This window comes from Candidatus Hydrogenedentota bacterium (genome assembly GCA_035450225.1).
In the GTDB taxonomy this organism is placed as follows: domain Bacteria; phylum Hydrogenedentota; class Hydrogenedentia; order Hydrogenedentales; family SLHB01; genus DSVR01.
In genome coordinates, this window is the sequence record DAOTMJ010000010.1 from 108,486 (window position 1) to 125,385 (window position 16,900).

At 59.8% G+C, this 16,900-nt stretch carries 22 protein-coding genes; 16 read left to right on the forward strand and 6 right to left on the reverse strand.

What is annotated here, in order from left to right; translation table 11 throughout:
- The first annotated feature begins 55 nt into the window (after positions 1–55).
- The 9 genes from P5540_08185 to arsB all read left to right on the forward strand — a co-directional run bounded on the left by P5540_08185 (position 56) and on the right by arsB (position 6,989).
- Positions 56–697: a DUF2703 domain-containing protein gene (locus P5540_08185; GenBank protein ID HRT64795.1), complete on the forward strand. Its 642-nt coding sequence runs from the start codon at positions 56–58 to the stop codon at positions 695–697.
- Positions 698–753: 56 nt separating this feature from the next.
- The gene (locus P5540_08190) at positions 754–1,134 is read left to right on the forward strand and encodes a DUF302 domain-containing protein (protein ID HRT64796.1); all 381 of its coding nucleotides are present in this window, start codon (positions 754–756) and stop codon (positions 1,132–1,134) included.
- A gap of 105 nt (positions 1,135–1,239) precedes the next feature.
- Positions 1,240–1,677 carry an arsenate reductase ArsC gene (locus tag P5540_08195; GenBank protein HRT64797.1) on the forward strand — a complete coding sequence of 146 codons (438 nt, stop codon included), beginning with the start codon at positions 1,240–1,242 and terminating at the stop codon, positions 1,675–1,677.
- A gap of 95 nt (positions 1,678–1,772) precedes the next feature.
- Positions 1,773–2,147 (forward strand): metalloregulator ArsR/SmtB family transcription factor, encoded by a 375-nt coding sequence (locus P5540_08200; GenBank protein HRT64798.1) that lies wholly within the window; start codon positions 1,773–1,775, stop codon positions 2,145–2,147.
- Positions 2,148–2,208: 61 nt separating this feature from the next.
- Positions 2,209–3,087, forward strand: coding sequence for a hypothetical protein (locus P5540_08205; GenBank protein HRT64799.1), 879 nt, complete (start codon positions 2,209–2,211; stop codon positions 3,085–3,087).
- 18 nt (positions 3,088–3,105) lie between these two features.
- Entirely contained in the window at positions 3,106–4,323 is a 1,218-nt protein-coding gene (locus tag P5540_08210; protein ID HRT64800.1) for an FtsX-like permease family protein, read from the forward strand.
- A gap of 3 nt (positions 4,324–4,326) precedes the next feature.
- Positions 4,327–5,040 carry an ABC transporter ATP-binding protein gene (locus P5540_08215; protein ID HRT64801.1) on the forward strand — a complete coding sequence of 238 codons (714 nt, stop codon included), beginning with the start codon at positions 4,327–4,329 and terminating at the stop codon, positions 5,038–5,040.
- Complete coding sequence (locus tag P5540_08220) at positions 5,037–5,885, forward strand: arsenite methyltransferase (GenBank protein HRT64802.1); 849 nt, start codon at positions 5,037–5,039, stop codon at positions 5,883–5,885. Before P5540_08215 ends, P5540_08220 begins: the two co-directional genes overlap by 4 nt.
- Before the next feature lie 21 nt (positions 5,886–5,906).
- Positions 5,907–6,989 (forward strand): ACR3 family arsenite efflux transporter, encoded by a 1,083-nt coding sequence (gene arsB / locus P5540_08225; protein HRT64803.1) that lies wholly within the window; start codon positions 5,907–5,909, stop codon positions 6,987–6,989.
- Positions 6,990–7,655: 666 nt separating this feature from the next.
- Here the strand turns inward: arsB and P5540_08230 are convergent.
- The 5 genes from P5540_08230 to P5540_08250 all read right to left on the reverse strand — a co-directional run bounded on the left by P5540_08230 (position 7,656) and on the right by P5540_08250 (position 11,102).
- On the reverse strand, positions 7,656–8,090 hold the full coding sequence (locus P5540_08230; GenBank protein HRT64804.1) for a hypothetical protein: 435 nt from the start codon (positions 8,088–8,090) through the stop codon (positions 7,656–7,658).
- Positions 8,087–9,478, reverse strand: coding sequence for a recombinase family protein (locus P5540_08235; protein ID HRT64805.1), 1,392 nt, complete (start codon positions 9,476–9,478; stop codon positions 8,087–8,089). Before P5540_08235 ends, P5540_08230 begins: the two co-directional genes overlap by 4 nt.
- Before the next feature lie 3 nt (positions 9,479–9,481).
- On the reverse strand, positions 9,482–9,964 hold the full coding sequence (locus tag P5540_08240) for a DUF2924 domain-containing protein (protein HRT64806.1): 483 nt from the start codon (positions 9,962–9,964) through the stop codon (positions 9,482–9,484).
- Positions 9,965–9,981: 17 nt separating this feature from the next.
- Positions 9,982–10,212, reverse strand: coding sequence for a hypothetical protein (locus tag P5540_08245; protein HRT64807.1), 231 nt, complete (start codon positions 10,210–10,212; stop codon positions 9,982–9,984).
- 191 nt (positions 10,213–10,403) lie between these two features.
- Complete coding sequence (locus P5540_08250; GenBank protein HRT64808.1) at positions 10,404–11,102, reverse strand: 3'-5' exonuclease; 699 nt, start codon at positions 11,100–11,102, stop codon at positions 10,404–10,406.
- Between the two features lie 369 nt (positions 11,103–11,471).
- Here P5540_08250 and P5540_08255 point away from each other — a divergent pair, with 369 nt between their 5' ends.
- From P5540_08255 to P5540_08275, 5 genes are all read left to right on the forward strand, one after another.
- Entirely contained in the window at positions 11,472–12,449 is a 978-nt protein-coding gene (locus P5540_08255) for a hypothetical protein (GenBank protein ID HRT64809.1), read from the forward strand.
- The gene (locus P5540_08260; protein HRT64810.1) at positions 12,437–13,684 is read left to right on the forward strand and encodes a hypothetical protein; all 1,248 of its coding nucleotides are present in this window, start codon (positions 12,437–12,439) and stop codon (positions 13,682–13,684) included. The genes P5540_08255 and P5540_08260 overlap by 13 nt, the downstream gene beginning before the upstream one ends.
- Before the next feature lie 303 nt (positions 13,685–13,987).
- Entirely contained in the window at positions 13,988–14,362 is a 375-nt protein-coding gene (locus tag P5540_08265; protein HRT64811.1) for a sigma factor, read from the forward strand.
- Entirely contained in the window at positions 14,341–14,610 is a 270-nt protein-coding gene (locus tag P5540_08270; GenBank protein ID HRT64812.1) for a hypothetical protein, read from the forward strand. The genes P5540_08265 and P5540_08270 overlap by 22 nt, the downstream gene beginning before the upstream one ends.
- 60 nt (positions 14,611–14,670) lie before the next feature.
- Entirely contained in the window at positions 14,671–15,246 is a 576-nt protein-coding gene (locus P5540_08275; protein HRT64813.1) for an ATP-binding protein, read from the forward strand.
- Here the strand turns inward: P5540_08275 and P5540_08280 are convergent.
- Positions 15,163–15,519, reverse strand: a complete 357-nt coding sequence (locus P5540_08280) for a four helix bundle protein (protein HRT64814.1) — start codon at positions 15,517–15,519, stop codon at positions 15,163–15,165. The two genes, P5540_08275 and P5540_08280, sit on opposite strands and share 84 nt — an antisense overlap.
- 48 nt (positions 15,520–15,567) lie before the next feature.
- On the opposite strand from P5540_08280, the gene P5540_08285 reads away from it, so the two are divergent.
- Entirely contained in the window at positions 15,568–16,059 is a 492-nt protein-coding gene (locus P5540_08285; GenBank protein HRT64815.1) for a DUF669 domain-containing protein, read from the forward strand.
- Positions 16,060–16,072: 13 nt separating this feature from the next.
- Positions 16,073–16,900: AAA family ATPase (locus P5540_08290; GenBank protein ID HRT64816.1), on the forward strand; the 828-nt coding region annotated here is incomplete at its 3' end.

Sequence of the window (16,900 nt, forward strand, 5' to 3'; positions counted from 1 at the left end):
CCGCACGTAGCTCACAAGACTGGCGGTTGTCAAATTCCGCCCGAGAGGAGACAAGATGGAAAGAAAGATGAAACGATACATCGGAATGATCGTTTGCATCGGACTGCTGACCGGTTGCGCGGAGTTTCGGGCGAACGACTCGAGCGAAAAGGAAACGATGAAAGTACTGAAGATTCGTTGGCAGCGCCTCGTGGACGAAAGCGGCAAAACCTGTGATCGCTGTGGTTTGACCGAAACAGCGGTAGGGAACGCAGTCGGGAAGCTCAAGCGCTCCCTCAAAGAACTCGGCATAAATGTCATCTTCGAGAAAGAGGCACTCAGTCCTGCCATGTTCCTCAAAGGGCCGCTCGAATCAAATCGCATTTGGATCGGTGAAGAGCCGCTCGAGAAGTGGCTTTCGGCCGAGAGTGGCCAGAGCGTGTGCGGTTCTGCTTGCGGAGGCTCACAATGCAGAACGGTAACGGTTGATGGCAAAACTTATGAAGCTATTCCTGCCGAACTCATCGTCAAAGCGGGGCTCCTTGCGGGTGCGCAGTTGCTCACTGGAGAGTCAGGTGCTGCTTGCTGTCCAACTGGAAGAACGCCACAAGGAAATCCTGCCTGTTCTCCATCTTCTCAGTGTGGCGAGAGCAGCGGAAACGATGCGGATAATTGGGAGAAGTCGGTTCTGCCGCACCTAAAGTACTTTGAAAGATAGGCCCACACCGGCAAAACACGCCAACCGCCGAGACGGATGGCCGGAAAGGAACTCGTATGCTGTACGTGAAGGAAAGTGAGAAGAATCTCGAAGATGTATGCAAGCGACTTGAGGCCGCTGCGCAAGCCAACAACTTCGGTGTACTTGCCGTTCATGATCTCAAAGAGAGGATGAAAGCCAAAGGGGTGAGTTTCGATGCGGCATGTCGGATTTTTGAGGTCTGCAATCCAGTCAAAGCCAAGGCTGTGCTGGAGACGAATATGTCCATAGCCAATGCCTTGCCATGCCGCATCTGCGTTTATGAAGAACATGGGAAGGTAAAGGTCAGCACGCTCAAACCAACCGAACTTATCGCCCTGTTCAATTCGCCGTCACTCCAGGGAGTCGCTCGCGAAGTCGAGGAGGCACTGATTAGGATTATTGACGAGTCGGTGTAGCGACTGTCTATCTAAAGATTCCGACTGCCGGTGCGGCTCCGGTTGCAGGATTTGAAAGGGACGGATTGCGCCTTCAAGTCCTGCACCGCATAGAGGATTAGCAATATGTCGGAAGCCACGAAGATTCTTTTCCTTTGCACCGGAAATTCGTGCCGCAGCCAGATGGCCGAAGGCTGGGCAAAGCATCTCAGGACCGGAGCAATAGAAGCACACTCTGCAGGAATCGAGACACATGGTCTCGACCCAATTGCCATGAAAGTGATGGCCGAGGCCGGTGTCGACATCTCGCACCACCGTTCAAAGCACATCAACGAGGTCAAGGAGACTCCATTTGACTACGTCGTGACCGTGTGCAGCCATGCGCACGAGAACTGCCCGTTCTTCCCCGGCAAGAGCAAAGTGGTTCATGTCGGTTTCGATGACCCGCCTGCACTGGCCAAGAACGCGGCGACGGAAGAGGATGCCTTGAACATCTATCGCAGGGTGCGCGATGAGATACGAGGGTTCGTCGAAAGCCTACCGGAGTCTCTGCCGGCGAAATGACCTTCTGACACACGCGAGTCTCGCACACGGTTCTTGTTTGACAAAGTGCCGTTGGGGGCATATACTTCGATAAATGGCGAAATGAGGTATTGACAATGCGTGATTTTCTCAACATAACCAAGGCGCTCGCAGACGAATCGCGGGTGCGGGTCCTCATGTTTCTACGGAGCGGCGAACTCTGCGTATGCCAGATTATCGAGATGCTTGGGTTGGCCCCGTCGACGGTTTCCAAGCATATGGCGATTCTCGTACAGGCAGGCCTGGTCGAGCGCAGAAAGAACGGGAAATGGCACTACTACCGTCTGTCGGGCGAAGAAGCGCCCGTACTCGTTCAAGACACGCTGAAATGGACGCAGACAGCGCTGGTCAAGCTCCCCGTTGTCTCCGCGGACGCCAAGCGCCTGAAGGCGGTGATAAAGGAAGATCTCAAGGCTTTGTGCACGCGTTATAAGAAGGATGCTTGCTGCTGAGGGGCGAGTCCTTCGGGGACACCCTGAAACTCTTGAACATGGATTACGAGGAGATGTCGAGATGAAGAAGATTGTAGTGGCAGTAGTTGCGTTGGCGGTGCTGGGGAGCGCTTTCTTGCTCGTGGCGCAACAGAGCCGGACAGCGGCGGCAGCGGATGAACCGGCAAGTGCTCCTGCGCCCGCTTCCGAGGCAAAGGCTGTACCTGCGAGTGCACCGTCTGAGAGTGTCGCGCAAGCAGCAATCAAGAAGGCGGCGGAGGCAAAGAGGCATCTGTTCCTCTTCGTCTCCGAGAGTGAGAACGAGGAAACCGCGACGGCTAGGCGCGTTCTCGAAGCCGCCGCAGCGAAGCTCGGCGATAAGGCCGACTTGGCTTTCATCAAGCGCGGCGACGCGGCGGAAAAAGACACGGTCGAGAAGTTTCAGTTGGCCAGAGCCCCGATGCCCATTGTGTTGGCCTTTGCACCCAATGGAGCCATTACGGGCGCATACTTCGGGGAAAAGCTTAAAGACCCGCAACTGCAAGACTCTATCGCAAGCGAAGCGGAACAGCAGTGCATGAAGGCCTTACAGGACGGCAAGCTGGTTTTTGTTTGTGCTCAAAATGGGACGACGACGTCCAACGATGCAGCCATGAAGGGCGTAAATGACTTTAAGGCGGACGCGAAATATGCAAAGCTAACCGAGGTGGTAACGATTGACCCCGCTGCCGCTGCCGAACAGCCATTCCTGACGAAACTCAAGATTGATCCCAAGACGACGGAAGCCACTACCGCTTTCATAGCCCCGCCTGGCTCCATCATTTCCAAAGTAAACGGCGCAACCACCAAGGATGCGCTCGTCGCGTCCTTGACAGCCGCTTCCTCCGGTGGCTGTGGCCCGAAGGGTTGCGGGCCTGGCGCTAGCGGCTGTGGACCCAGAAGCTGTGGACCGGCAAAATAAAGAAGGGGTTGGACAAGAATGAGACTCAGGACATTTGTCTGGCGGGAGGTCTTTGAGCGGAAGAACCAACTGGCCACGAGTTTTGTGGCGATCTTGCTCGGGATAAGCGTGATTGTTGGCGTCAAGAACATCACCTTCTACTCGGAGAAGGCCGTCGCGGCAGAACTGGATGCCTTGGGAGCCAACATCCTCATTCTACCGAAATCCGCGTCGCTTCAAGATTACTACAGCGCGGATATGCAGGGCGAGGAGTTTCCCGAGGAATACGTGACGCGACTCACTACCTCGGACCTCCAGGGATTAGACAACCTTTCGCCAAAGCTTTCTCTTCCCGTGGAGTCGGGTGGAAACCGGTTCACGCTGACCGGGATCTTGCCGACAAAGGAATTCCAGGCCAAGGCCGCTTGGCAAGGAGCCGGTATATTTGCCCTTCCCGAAAACTGCGGTACAGTGAATGTCCCGGGGGCCAGCACGGAGCCGCCGAAGGAAACCCTCGTCCGTAAGAGAGTCATCACTACACTTGAAGAAGACCAAGCTCTTGTTGGATCAGATATCGGAGCGGCACTGAAGGTCAAAGAGGGGGACACCCTGACTCTGTTGGGCAAGTCTTTTGCGGTTACCGCTGTTCTCCCTGCAACCGGCACCGTGGATGATTCGCGAGTCTTCGCGCATCTTCACACAGTACAGCAACTTGCCGGAAAAGGCCCCGTGTTAAACGCCATAGAAATAGTCGGATGCTGTAATCAGATATCGAAGGGATTGGTCCAGAAGATCAATACTCTTTTACCTGACGCCAAGGTGGTCACCATCACTCAGATCGTTGACACCCAGATCCGGACAAATCAGATGATGGCGCGTCTATCGCTGCTCTTTCTGGCGATCATCGTGCTCGTCGGCGGGGCGAGTATCGCGAATTACATGTATTCCAACGTTTTCGAACGGCGCAAAGAAATCGGCACACTTATGGCCCTGGGCGCGGGTTCTCGGGTGGTACTCAAGATGTTCTTGATGAAAGCGCTTTTGCTTGGACTTGCAGGCGGTATTGCCGGTTATGTCCTGGGTACGGCCGTCGCTGTGGTGTTTGGACCACGTATCGCAGGGGTGATTGTCCTCCCAATGCCAAGCTTGGCGCTCTGGGCGCTTGGTGTGGCGGTCGCCATTTCGCTCATGGCCAGTTATTTCCCCGCTCGCCAAGCCGCGCGTCTCGACCCCGCCACAGCACTTCAGGAGATGTAGTCCATGCTCAATATGAAGTCCGTAAGTAAGAGTTATAAGCATCGCGGAAAGACGATTACGGCATTGGACGACGTGACCATCGAGATCCCGAAGGGGGATTTCGTGGCTATCGTTGGACCAAGCGGAAGCGGCAAGAGCACCTTTCTGCTGATGTTCGGCGGAATGCTCTCGCCAGCATCGGGGACCGTTCTGATTGAAGGACAGTCGCTGTACGATATGTCGCCTGAGCGCCGGGCGGCTGTTCGCAGGGAAAAGATCGGGTTCGTCTTTCAGACGTTCAATCTGGTCCCTTATCTGACGGCCCTTGAAAACGTTCAAATCCCTCTCTTCCTAGCTCATCTGAGCGATGCTGCGCAAAAACAGCGCGCCGTCGCTCTCCTGGAAAGGATTGGGCTTGGCGACCGCTTGGACCACAAGCCTTCCGAACTCAGCGTGGGACAACAACAGCGGGTGGCTCTGGCCCGCATGTTGGCCAACGACCCGCCAGTCATTCTTGCGGATGAGCCCACGGGCAATCTCGACCCCGAGACCTCTCAGGCGATCTTAGACTTCCTGCGAGAGGTTAACAAAGAGGGGCGCACGATAGTCATGGTGACCCATGACATGCGGGCGGCGGGAACTGCACAGAGAACACTACGTTTGGTGGATGGAGCGATTGTGACCGGTCACAAGGCCACTTCGCAGGAGACAGACCTTCCGAAAGGAGATGCAGTATGACGTCGGAGACAACAAATCCGGAAGCAGTGAGAGAGAAAGTGCGAGAAGGCTACGGCGCAATTGCGCGCCAGGGCGGTTCCTGTTGCGGTCCCTCAAAGTCTTGCTGCGGCAGCGGCAACGCTGCGGCAGTGGCGACAGCGGTGGGATATGACGAAGCAGAGCTTGCCGCGTTGCCAGATGGCGCCAATATGGGACTCTCCTGCGGCAATCCAACGGCGATAGCGGAACTGCAGCCTGGCGAGGTCGTTCTCGACTTGGGCAGTGGCGGTGGTTTTGACGTATTCATCGCGGCGCGAAAGGTCGGCCCCACCGGAAAAGCCATCGGTGTCGATATGACGGCCGACATGCTCGCCAAAGCCCGGAAGAATGCCGTAACGTTCAAGGAAAAGTCTGGCTTGGACAACGTCGAGTTCCGCCTGGGCGAGATCGAGCACCTTCCCGTCGTCGACAACAGTGTGGACGTAATCATCTCGAATTGTGTCATCAACCTGTCGCCAGATAAGCCGCAAGTGTGGCGCGAAATGTTTCGGGTGCTCAAGCCCGGCGGACGCGTGGCAGTTTCCGACTTGGCACTGCTTCAGCCTATTCCGCCAAATGTCGCGGAGATGGTTGAAGCACTCGTGGGGTGCATCGCCGGGGCAGTCTTGGTGAAGGAAACGGACCGGATGGCGCGAGAGGCCGGTCTCGATAATATAACACTGACGGAAAAACAGGGGTATGTCGAAGCGCTGACAGATTGGAAAGACCCTCTGTTCAAGAAAATCTTAGAGAATCTCCCACCGGGTGCGAAGATGAGCGACTTCGTCACAAGCTTGTATGTGAGCGCGACAAAACCCTTGGCTTGAGATGGAAAGGAATATGATCGCATGGATAGCGGCGTTCTGAAAAAGCTCTCATTTCTGGACCGGTTTCTGACGCTCTGGATCTTCCTGGGTATGGCCATTGGCGTCGCCGCGGGGTATCTCATCCCCGGTGTCGAAGCCTTCATCAATCGGTTCCAAGTCGGGACGACGAACATCCCGATCGCCATCGGCCTCATTCTCATGATGTATCCGCCCTTGGCGAAGGTCAAGTACGAGGAGCTTGGCGATGTCTTTCGCAATTACCGCGTGTTGGGGTTAAGCCTTGTCCAGAACTGGGTCATCGGCCCAATATTGATGTTTGCGCTGGCCATTATCCTTCTGCCCGACAAACCCGAGTACATGGTCGGACTCATCATGATCGGTCTTGCCCGCTGCATTGCCATGGTCATCGTGTGGAATGACCTTGCCAAAGGAGATACGGAGTACTGCGCGGGGCTGGTTGCGTTCAACAGCGTGTTTCAGGTGCTCTTCTTCAGCGTGTATGCGTGGGTCTTCATCACAGTGCTGCCCCCGATGTTTGGCCTCCAGGGGGTTGCAGTGAATGTGACCATCTCGCAGATCGCCAAGAGCGTCTTCATCTATCTCGGTATCCCGTTCCTCGCCGGGATGCTGACACGCCTCGTGCTTGTTACGACCAAGGGCAAAGAGTGGTACCAAGGGAAATTCATCGCGAAGATCAGCCCCATCACCCTGATTGCCCTTCTGTTCACCATCGTCGTCATGTTCAGCCTCAAGGGTAACCTGATCGTCCAGATTCCGATGGACGTCGTCCGGATTGCAATCCCGTTGCTGATTTACTTCATCATCATGTTCCTGCTCAGTTTCTTCCTCAGCAAGAAGGTCGGGGCGAACTACGCGCAGAGCGCCACGCTGTCCTTCACGGCGGCCAGCAACAACTTCGAGTTGGCCATCGCCGTGGCCGTGGCTGTTTTCGGCATCAACTCCGGCGCAGCCTTCGCGGCTGTCATTGGGCCGTTGGTTGAGGTCCCTGTGCTGATCGGGCTTGTGAATGTTGCCCTGTATTTTCAAGGGAAATACTTCAGGAAGGATTGCCAGACAACCGTCGTTTCTGGTTGTTGTCGATAGTTGGTCGTGAAGTTCCATCTTGTTTGTCGGAGACTTGGCCAGCACGCTCGGTTAAGTTTCCGGTGAGCGTCATCCGGAAATGAACCGTGATTTGAACAGCCTGTAGAGAGGATGGAAGAAGAGGAAACAGTCTTAGGAATCCTTCTTTTATTTCTCTCGTCGCCGAGGACATGGACACTGCCTTCAGGCCCTGGAATTACAGGGCTTTCATGTAAATCTGGAGTAAACAGCGCCCTGCGCGTCGGGCGCGGAGGTCCTCCACCATTCTCTTCTTCCCTCTGAATTTCTCGCCTCATCGGGGGCGGGAAACGCCCCTCCCAGACCCCGCGAATCAAGCCCTTATTCCGTAATAACTTGCGCATGTGGCCGCGAGCGCGACCTTGACGTGCCCCCGGACTCGATCCGCCGTCGTGGAGCACATTTTAGCCGTTTCTCCCCCGTTTTCTCTCTGTCTCTCCGAATTGCCATGACTACCCCCAAGTGAGTCCAGAATCTGCAAGTCGTTGCCGCGAAACAACTTAATTTTTCGGCGTCTCGTTCACGAATGAGTTGTGCCCGAACGAGCGCGTGTCTCAGCATCGAAAAATCCCCGTAATGAGTCCGAAAAAACCAAGCCCTCCGACGGCATCAAGAGCCTGTCGGAGGGCTGTATTTACTGCGCGGAACCTATCTCTTGGCGGCGGGCATTCCGAACCTGACGCGCTGCTCCTCCCAGACGGCGGGCATTTCGTTGAGAAGGATTCGAAGCGACAATCCGCTGGGTTCCCTGCCGTCGAGGATGCGCTCGATGATGTCCGGAGCGAGCAGCGTCAGGCGCAGGAACCGGCTGATGTACGCGGGGTCGACACCGACGTGCGCGGCGAGTTCGCCGAGGGAAGCCACCTTGCCCGTCTCCAACAACTCCGCCCAACGATGGGCGCGCGCCAGGGCAATCACCAATGCCTGGTTCTCCTGACCAGCGCCGTCGCGCCCACCAGGCACAATGACCTCCTTGCGGCCACCCCGCGTCTTCAACTGAATCGGGATGTGGACGCGGAGCGTCTTGCCGTCGTCCTCGACGGACCGGCGCGTCCTTGTCATGTCCAGAATCGCGATGCTCATGCTACGGCTTCCTCGTCCGTTGTCATTTCCGCCGTGACCTGCCGGAGACCGTCGAGCCGGAACGCCACGTCCAACCCGTCCGTGTTCACGGCCACCTTGGACACCAGCAACTGGATGATGCGCGTCTGCTCCGCCGGGAACAGCGTGTCCCAAAGGGCATCCAGGTGTTCGAGCGCGCGAGCGACCTGCGTCTCCTCGAAGGGTTGCTCGCCTTCAGTTGCCAACGCCTTCGCCGCCATGAAAGTCTGCGCGACGATCTCCGGCGACCGGAACAGGCCGCGCATCTGCTCGATGACGGCGTGCTCCATGTCGCCTGCGGAAACGCTCTTCACAGGACACGTTTCCGGGCCGGACTTGGCCGCGCTCAGGCAGTGGTAGTAGCGGTACTGCCTGCCGTTTCGCCGGGACCACGTAATGCCCATCGAACATCCACAGTGGCCGCACTTGATGATACCCCGCAGCAACGCCGGCGTCCGCGACCGCGCGCGTCCGCCGCGGGAGTGGGAGTTCTCCGCCATGATGGCGTGCGCCTGATCCCACACGTCGCGCGCGATGATGGCTTCGTGCTCGCCGGGATAGACGTTGCCCTTGTGATCAATCTCGCCGATGTACAGCCGGTTATTGAGCACCCGGTACAGCACGAATTTGTCCCACGGGTTGCCGCGCCGCGTTTTGCCCTTGACCGTGGTCCAGGATTTTGTCCGGTGCCCCGCCTCGTTGAGTTCCTTTGCCAGCAGCGTCGTGGACTGAATCTGGACGAACCGCTTGAAGATGTGCCGCACGAGTTTCGCTTCGGTCGGATTGACCAAGAGCCGCTTGTTGACCCGGTCCACGTCGTAGCCGAGCACCGCGGGGCCTCCGGTGTATTTGCCCTTGCGCTTTGCGGCGGCGACCTTGTCCCGGATGCGCTCGCCGATGATCTCGCGCTCGAACTGCGCAAAGGACAACAGGATGTTGAGGGTCAGCCGTCCCATGGACGAGGTCGTGTTGAAGTGCTGCGTCACCGAGACGAACGAGACCTTGTGCCGGTCGAATAGATCGACGATGCGCGTGAAGTCCAGCAGCGAGCGCGAGAGTCGGTCCACCTTGTAGACAATCACGACGTCGACCTTGCCGCTTTCCACATCTCGCATGAGCCGTTGCAGGGCGGGGCGTTCCAGCGTGCCGCCGGAGAACCCGCCGTCGTCGTACCGGTCCGGCAGCGCGATCCAGCCCTCCGCGCGCTGGCTCGCGATGAACGCCTCCGCCGCCTCCCGCTGCGCGTCCAGGCTGTTGAACTCCTGGTCCAACCCCTCGTCCGTGCTCTTGCGCGTGTAGATCATACATCGGACCGGCGCAGGGAGAATCGTCGTCCGGCCCGCATCGTTCGTGTTCGTTCCATTCGCCATTGTCTACTCCTGCCTCTTGCCTTTGGAGCGCAGCCCGAAGAACGCGCACCCGTTCCAGTGCGTTCCGGTGATGGCCTTCGCGATGGCACTCAGCGACTTGTACTCACGGCCCTGGAACTCAAAAGCCGTCCGCGTAACCGTGACCTCGTATCGTTCCCCCTCATACTCGCGGATGAGGCGCGTGCCCGGCACCGGCATGTCCTTCGCGCGTTTGAACTGCCTCGGGCGCGCGGCCATCTCGTCGTACCCATTGTCTTCGAGTACTTTGTTCATCCGTTCCCGCGCGGGCTGTTTGAGTCCGCCGAAGAACAACTCCTGCAGCCGGACCGCCAGGCGTTTCCGCAGGAAGTCCACCGTGTGCGGGGGCGCCTCGGAACCGAGCAGCGTCCGCCACTGCTCGCGGAGCTGGTCGCGCGTCATCCGGTCCAGCGCCGTGATCTGGCGCAGGACCGTCGCCTTCCTTTGTTCGGTCTGTGTCGCGTCCATCCGTGCTCTCCTCTCGGTCAAGGTTCGACACGATGAACGCTCTTCGGCGCGCGTGAGTCAAGACAATTCTCTGCGGGAAGGACAGCGGCGGGATCGCTCGATGTACGGCGCAGCATGCGCAGGAATCCGACCGCCAGAATGTAGGCCACTTCCTCAATCCGTTGGCCGGATGTCATCAGGTCCGGCGCTTTTCGCGTGGTATAAGATTTCATGATGTAGACGCCTCCATAGCCGGCGGCGCGTGCCATGCCGCGCGCCGTCCATGGGGTATCTACCGGAAATCTCGAACGTGTTTGGCCGCGTGAGGAAATGCAGACTTCGGAAAATCCGGCGAAGATGGGCCCAAATCACACCGCCTCAGATGGACAGGACCTCTTCGAAGCGGCACCCGTGCTTCGTGAGGATATGAAACGCCCAATGACGGAAACGGGAAGGGTTGTCAATGGGCGGAAAGCGAGGCTGACGCAAAGGTGCGCTCTGGCTTACGGGCTTGCCATTCCATCCTGCGTTCCCATTCGATGGTCACGCGCCGGTGGAGGTCCCGCATAAGGTCTGTGCGGAATACCAGGACATTCTTCACGCCCGCATGCGAGGGATCGGCGTAGCTTCGTGTCAGGAGGAACACCATCAGGTCCACCACGCCTTGGGCCTTAACGATCACGTTACGCGACGGCCCGGTACGCCTCTCGGCCCCGATGTACTGCAGCAGCGTGGGTAGCCGGTAGTCCGGCGTGCCCAGTTCCGCCCACCTCGCCCACCGCAGCGCGCTCAAGACACACCGGTCCTCATCGGCATCGTCCCGTCCGCCCGTCGCGGCGCATAGAAACGCGGCCTCGAACTCTCCGCTGTGCGCCGCGAGCCATGCGCCCGGCCCCGCCCAGACAAAGAAATCCCGCACTACTTCTTCCGGCGGCCTTGCGCCGGCCACCTTCTCGTCCGTGACGCCCGTGATCTTCCGGATGTGTTCGGGGATGGGCATGCCCGGGTTCGCCCGCTCCCAAAACGTGTCCAACAGAGCGCCCTCGTAGTCAAAACGCACCGCCCCCACCTCCGTTATCCGGTCCTGCAATGGATTGAGCCCCGTGGTCTCCAGGCTGACGGCGACCATCGTCTCCGGGGCGACGTGCGTGTGAATCATGGTCTCGTTCTCGCTTTCCAGCCGCTTACCGCAGGCGAATGCACACAAACCGCTTGACTGAAAATCTTTTCAGTAGTATAATCCAGCCATTTCTGCGCCGTCAACCGTCTTGGGAACGGTCGGCGACGCCTTTCCTGGGCTGTTGACCGTAGTGTGGAAAGGGAATCGCGTATGGCTGCACTGAGTTTGCGTCGTCTGTCCAATCCGGAGAACCTGCAGAAGATCGACCCGCGGAATCTTGCCGCGCTGCTTCACCCCCATCAGGCCTATTTCGCCAGGCGGGGCATCGCCATACCTCCTCCGGGGAGCCCGAACGTTCACCTGGACCACGCCTCGCTCGTCCAGGTCTTTCTGGCGCCCGACCGGGAGATGCCGCTGGACCTGGTGGAGTCGCTGCACATCGTGAACGAACTGGCTTCTCCGAGCGGTATGGACGCCCTCCTCGAGGCGGCCCGCGAACAAGAGATTGCCATCGAGCGCCTGCGCACGGCGACACCGCTCGACGTGGCGGTCCGCGCGTGCCTGCAGGACCGCGCCTTCGTGGAATCGGTTCACCAGCGGCACGCTCTACTTAAGACGCACGGCTACACCTACTTCACGGCCACGGGACCGGCGGCAGCCCTGAACCCCGTGCCCGAGGCCGCGCTCGATGCATTGCGCCGGGACCTGGACGACTACTACGCCGAACACAATCGCGGGCGGCACTGCCGGATTCACGTTTTCCATCGCGGCGGAAAGACCTGGTTCACGGTGAGACACGGAGACGCGTTCAAACGCGCGGTGGACATCGAGACGAAGCCCGCCGCGATCTTCACCTACCGGCCGGAGTGTTTCAGCACGATGGTGTACGTGGCGGAGTCGGGGGAGCTCGGTATTCACGCCTCGTCGAAGCGGGAACTGGACCTCTACCGGAAACTCATGGGCAGGCATTTCTTCGGATTCGAGGAGTTTTTCTGCGGCCCGGGCCGGTTCACCCTTGCGCCGCTGCTCACCAAGGGTCCCGCCAGTCTCGCGTGCTCGGACGTATCCGGCATCGAGTGGGTGAAACTGGTCGAGGTGCGCTACGAGCGGGCCTTGCCGAATCACCCCCGCGAGATACGCTGCGCCTCCGACCTCTTCGATTCGTATCCCCACGGGATCGTGCCTTCCGATGCGCGGCTGTTGGGCGCCGGGTTCAAGATGAAGTTCCGCGGCGCACGCGGCGCCCGGCGTCTCGGACTGTACCCGCCCAACGAGGCACGCCATTCGCGCGAGGGTGACGCCGTCTTGACGGAGCAATGGCTTCAGGCCCGTGGGTTTCTTCGTCCGCAGGCCGAGACGGGAGCGGACGTATCATGCGGGAACTGACACGGTTCTGGAATGCCGTCGCCGCCACCTTCCCCAAATGCGCCGACGTTCCGTTGTACTGGCGCAGGGAATTGGGCGACGAGCATGCGCACGCCTCGCGCTTCCTTCGCCCGAACGGGACCATCGCGTCGAGCTATCCCTGTCCGGTCGAGCACGGCTGCTCGTGCCGCCACGAAGTCGTGGAGATCAGCGACGATGTGTGTGCGGCCATCCCGGATGACGACTTCCGCGACCGTTGCGATGTTGTCGATGTACCGCGCGCGGAGGCCGTGCTGCACGAATTGGACATGAATTCCGTCTGGGCGGGCGTGGCCGACGCGCTCCATGTGAGCATGATGCCCACGCCGGTTCCGTGGAGAGAACAATGCTTCCAGTTGGGGAATCTCGGCCAGGCACGGCCCCAATATCCGGTATACGCAATCGTCGTCCGGGACCCCGAAGTCATGGTGAACTGCGTGCTTCGTTTGATGCTGGACAACGACGGACCGTTCGTGGTGGTTTCGCCCACATCGAGGACCTACGGCCCCGAATGCGACGCGCACATCCGCTCGCGAAAGGGTCTCTTCATCGCGCTGGATGAACATGTGGGCATGACGCCGGACGGGCATTGGGTCGCGTCTCCGGCGGTGCTTCGGCAGATCGAGGCTCTGCGAGGCAGGGAGACTCCAGAACCCGGTAGCCCTGTTATCGCCGAGAACGTCTTCCGCCGGGAAGGCGAATTCTGGACGCTTTCGTTCGAGGGGGAAACGGTCCACCTGCAGCCCAGTAAAGGCCTGGCTTCCATTGCGTGTCTGCTGCGTTCGCCGGGCGTCGAGCTGCACGTAGCCCAGGTGCTTGCGGAAACGGCGGGCCAGGCGGATATCCCCGTGTTGGGTTCGGCGGGCGAGGTGCTTACACCTGCGGCCCTGGCCGAATACAAGGAACGCATTGTGGACTTACGCGAACGGATTCAAGAGGCGGAACAGCACAATGATTTAGGTACGAGGGCCAAATGCGAGGAAGAACTCGACGCCCTCACCCGGCAACTGGGCAACGCGTTCGGGTTACGCAGCCGCGCACGCAAAGCCTCGGACGACGCCGAACGGATTCGGAAGGCCGTTCGAGGCAACATCAAGCGGAGCCTGGACAAGATCAAGGATTCCCATCCGCCGTTGTGGCACCACCTCAGCCAGTCCCTCCAGACCGGGTACTTCCTCGCCTACACCCCCTTCCCCACGGTTCACTGGATTCTCTGAGCAGCAAGTGATTGGGAGTGGTTCAGCCTCGCTGAACCGCTCCCAATCTTCATCCTTCCACTATCCCCTTCCTCATCCGCCCCAAGACCTCCGCCGTTTTTGTCGGCGTTGTCAACAGTTTTCCGCTACGTCAAAAGTAGCATTGCTACGCCAAAAGTAGCGCCTTCGGGACGAGAGCGAAGTTCGGCGGACACGAACAAGCCCTTGACGCCCGAACAGGGCGTTGCGTGAACCCCGAGAGGCAAGCCTTCCGCCGAACGGCCTCTCGGGGTTCTTCATTTTTTCGACCCGAAGGAGACCGGCATGACGAAGGCGAACGGACGAGACGGCAGGCGCGGGCGCGGCGGACGCCGCGGCAAGCCCGCCCGCCGCATCCCCGGCGCGCCGAAGCAGATGCTGCTTCCGTGGCGGCAGGAACTGACGGCGGACGACCTCGTCTCGATCCGCGTGGCGGCCCGCGGACTCGCCGGGCGCCACGGCTACAGCCGGTCCGATTTCGAGGACATCGCGCAGGACCTCGCGCTGCACGTGATCGAACGCATGGGCGAATACGACCCGGGCCGCGGCGCGTGGAGCACCTTCCTGAAGCGAATGCTGCGCAACAAGATTTCCCACCTTATCGAGTACCGCACCTTCCAGAAACGGGACTACCGCAAATGCATTCCCCTGCAGCCATGAACCCGGCCTATGCCGTCGAGGACCCCCGGTGCGCCCCGGAGCGGCTCTATCTCCGCATCGATATCGAGACCGCCGCGGACGCTTTGCCCGAGGAACTGGGAACGTTCTTCGCGGCGCTCGCGCGGACGGGCGAACTGCGCGCGGCGGCGCGCGAGGCGGGCGTGTCCCTGGTGAAGGCGCGCGAATTCCGTCTGCGTATCCAGTCCGTCTTTCTGGAAATGGGTCTGGGCATGTACCGGGGGCCTTAATCCTCCTCGCATCTCGTCTCCTGTTTTCAACCCCGGCAAACAACGAAGGAATCATCAACCATGAAACTCACCGACGTAACGACGGGCCGCAGGGCGCGCCCGCAGAAGGTCATGATCTACGGGGTGGAGGGCATCGGCAAGAGCACCTTCGCCTCGCAGTTTCCCAACCCCATCTTTCTGGATGTCGAGGACCGCACGGCGCACCTGGACATCCACCGCCTCATTCCCAAGAACTGGAACCAGATGCAGGCCGCGCTCCAGTCGCTCTACGACGAGGAGCACGGTTACCAGACCGTCGTGGTGGACACGGCGGACTGGGCGGAGATGCTCGCGGCGCAGGACGTGTGCGAGCGGTTCAACAAGTCCGGCATCGAGGACTTCGGGTACGGCAAGGGATTCCAGTACGTGCGCGAATCCGTGCAGGGCATGCTCTGGGCGCTGCACAACCTCCAGTACAAGCACGGCATGCACGTGGTCGTCGCGGCGCACGCGCGCATCCGCAAGTTCGACGATCCGCCTTCGAATGCGGAATGCGGATTTCGGAATGCGGAATTAGGAGTGCTTCCGGGCGGTCAGGATGGAGGCGATGATGATGGAGAGGATTTCGTCAGCCTCCTTCATGAGGGGTTCAAGTAGTCGCCTTTCCATGATGGACGAATCGACGAGCAGTTCCATCCAATAGATGCACTCGTCGCATTCTTCTTCCACGATGCCCAGTTTGGCGATGAAGTCGGCGGTAGACCTGGCACGGCAGGCGGCGCAGTAATTTGCGCCGACTGAGGTCCCGCAGCGCAAGAGCTGCTTGCCAATCACATCTGCCGTACGCCCCGATGGCAGCGATTCACACAACCGAATCACCCGTAACGCAAACGCCCGCGTCCGTTTCTTGAGATCGTCTTTCCCGTCCATGGTGGCATCTTAACATTCTGCATTCCGAAATCCGAATTCCGCAATCGAGTGGACATTCTGGATTGGAACGATCGCATCGAAGACGACGGCTCCGGCGAATTCACGATCCTGCCGCCGGGCGAATACGCCTTCAAGGTCACCGGCTTCGAGAAACAGCACAGCAACAACAGCCAGGCGCCGATGGCGAAGGTGACGCTCGAAGTCGAGCACGACGGCGAACTCGTCAACGTGTTCGACTACCTCGTGCTCACGAAAAAGGCGGAATGGAAGCTGTGCTCGTTCTTCCGCTGCCTGGGCCTCAAGAAGCACGGCGAGCCGTTCGTGATGCAGTGGAACCGCGTCGTGGGCGCGACGGGCCGCGCCAAACTGCACGTCGAGAAGTACACGAAGAAGGACGGCACTGCGGGCGAATCCAACAAGGTGAAGCAGTACCTCGACGCGCCCGCGGGCCGCGCGGCCGCGCCTTCCGCCGCACCCCCGCCTTCCAAGCCCGTCGCGTATGCCAACCATCCCGACGAAGACGACGACGGACTGATCTGAGGAGGACCGCGCCATGAAGATCATCGAACTGCATGTGGAAAACTTCAAACGCCTGAAGGCGGTCACCATCCGCTCCGGCGAGAACAACGTCGTCGAGATTTCCGGCCGCAACGCCCAGGGTAAGTCCAGCGCCATCGACGCGATCTGGGCCGCGCTGCAGGGGTCGGCGGCGTTGCGAAGCACGCCCGCACCCGTCCGTAAGGGGGCGGAGAAGGCGGAAATCCGGCTCGACCTCGGCAAGTATGTGGTCACCCGGAACTGGACGGCCACGGGGAACACCTATCTGACCGTCACCACCGGCGGCGAGTACAAGGCCAAACTCAATTCGCCGCAGAAACTGCTGGACAACCTCGTGGGCGACCTGTGCTTCGACCCGCTGGCGTTCACGCGGCTCGGCGACAAGGAGCAGGCAGCTATGGTCCTGTCCCTGCTCAAACTGGACCTCGGCGACCTGGACCGGCGGCGCGAGGACGCCTATGAGGAGCGAAAAGCGGTCAACCGGGACATCTCCCGCGCGAAGGCCGAACTCGACGGACTGCCCCGGACCGACGCAGACCTCCCGGAAGAGCCGGTTGACGTGAGCGCGCTCCTGTGGGTTGAACCTGGACAAGCTCTCCGAGCTTCCGGCCAACCTGGAGAAGCTCATCAATGTCAAGCTCGAGATCACCAAGCGCACGCGCGGCGAGAACGAGAACGTCTACATCAACCGGCGCATCGTGCTCGAAGACGGCGGAGACGAATACGACTCGGCGGCGCGCAACGCCCTGGCCCCGTTCTGACGTGGACCGGGTCACCGTCGTCGTCGACACGCGGGAGCAGGAACCCTACACCTTCGAATCCG

Bases quoted from the DNA above. Each gene is read 5' to 3' on its own strand.
- P5540_08260 (HRT64810.1), top strand. From the start codon at position 12,437: ATGCGGGAACTGACACGGTTCTGGAATGCCGTCGCCGCCACCTTCCCC.
- P5540_08205 (HRT64799.1), top strand. From the start codon at position 2,209: ATGAAGAAGATTGTAGTGGCAGTAGTTGCGTTGGCGGTGCTGGGGAGC.
- P5540_08275 (HRT64813.1), top strand. From the start codon at position 14,671: ATGAAACTCACCGACGTAACGACGGGCCGCAGGGCGCGCCCGCAGAAG.
- arsB (HRT64803.1), top strand. From the start codon at position 5,907: ATGGATAGCGGCGTTCTGAAAAAGCTCTCATTTCTGGACCGGTTTCTG.
- P5540_08280 (HRT64814.1), bottom strand. From the start codon at position 15,519: ATGGACGGGAAAGACGATCTCAAGAAACGGACGCGGGCGTTTGCGTTA.
- P5540_08200 (HRT64798.1), top strand. From the start codon at position 1,773: ATGCGTGATTTTCTCAACATAACCAAGGCGCTCGCAGACGAATCGCGG.
- P5540_08230 (HRT64804.1), bottom strand. From the start codon at position 8,090: ATGAGCATCGCGATTCTGGACATGACAAGGACGCGCCGGTCCGTCGAG.
- P5540_08250 (HRT64808.1), bottom strand. From the start codon at position 11,102: ATGATTCACACGCACGTCGCCCCGGAGACGATGGTCGCCGTCAGCCTG.
- P5540_08215 (HRT64801.1), top strand. From the start codon at position 4,327: ATGCTCAATATGAAGTCCGTAAGTAAGAGTTATAAGCATCGCGGAAAG.
- P5540_08245 (HRT64807.1), bottom strand. From the start codon at position 10,212: ATGGCACGCGCCGCCGGCTATGGAGGCGTCTACATCATGAAATCTTAT.
- P5540_08240 (HRT64806.1), bottom strand. From the start codon at position 9,964: ATGGACGCGACACAGACCGAACAAAGGAAGGCGACGGTCCTGCGCCAG.
- P5540_08210 (HRT64800.1), top strand. From the start codon at position 3,106: ATGAGACTCAGGACATTTGTCTGGCGGGAGGTCTTTGAGCGGAAGAAC.
- P5540_08265 (HRT64811.1), top strand. From the start codon at position 13,988: ATGACGAAGGCGAACGGACGAGACGGCAGGCGCGGGCGCGGCGGACGC.
- P5540_08220 (HRT64802.1), top strand. From the start codon at position 5,037: ATGACGTCGGAGACAACAAATCCGGAAGCAGTGAGAGAGAAAGTGCGA.
- P5540_08185 (HRT64795.1), top strand. From the start codon at position 56: ATGGAAAGAAAGATGAAACGATACATCGGAATGATCGTTTGCATCGGA.
- P5540_08255 (HRT64809.1), top strand. From the start codon at position 11,472: ATGCCGCTGGACCTGGTGGAGTCGCTGCACATCGTGAACGAACTGGCT.
- P5540_08195 (HRT64797.1), top strand. From the start codon at position 1,240: ATGTCGGAAGCCACGAAGATTCTTTTCCTTTGCACCGGAAATTCGTGC.
- P5540_08190 (HRT64796.1), top strand. From the start codon at position 754: ATGCTGTACGTGAAGGAAAGTGAGAAGAATCTCGAAGATGTATGCAAG.
- P5540_08235 (HRT64805.1), bottom strand. From the start codon at position 9,478: ATGGCGAATGGAACGAACACGAACGATGCGGGCCGGACGACGATTCTC.
- P5540_08270 (HRT64812.1), top strand. From the start codon at position 14,341: ATGCATTCCCCTGCAGCCATGAACCCGGCCTATGCCGTCGAGGACCCC.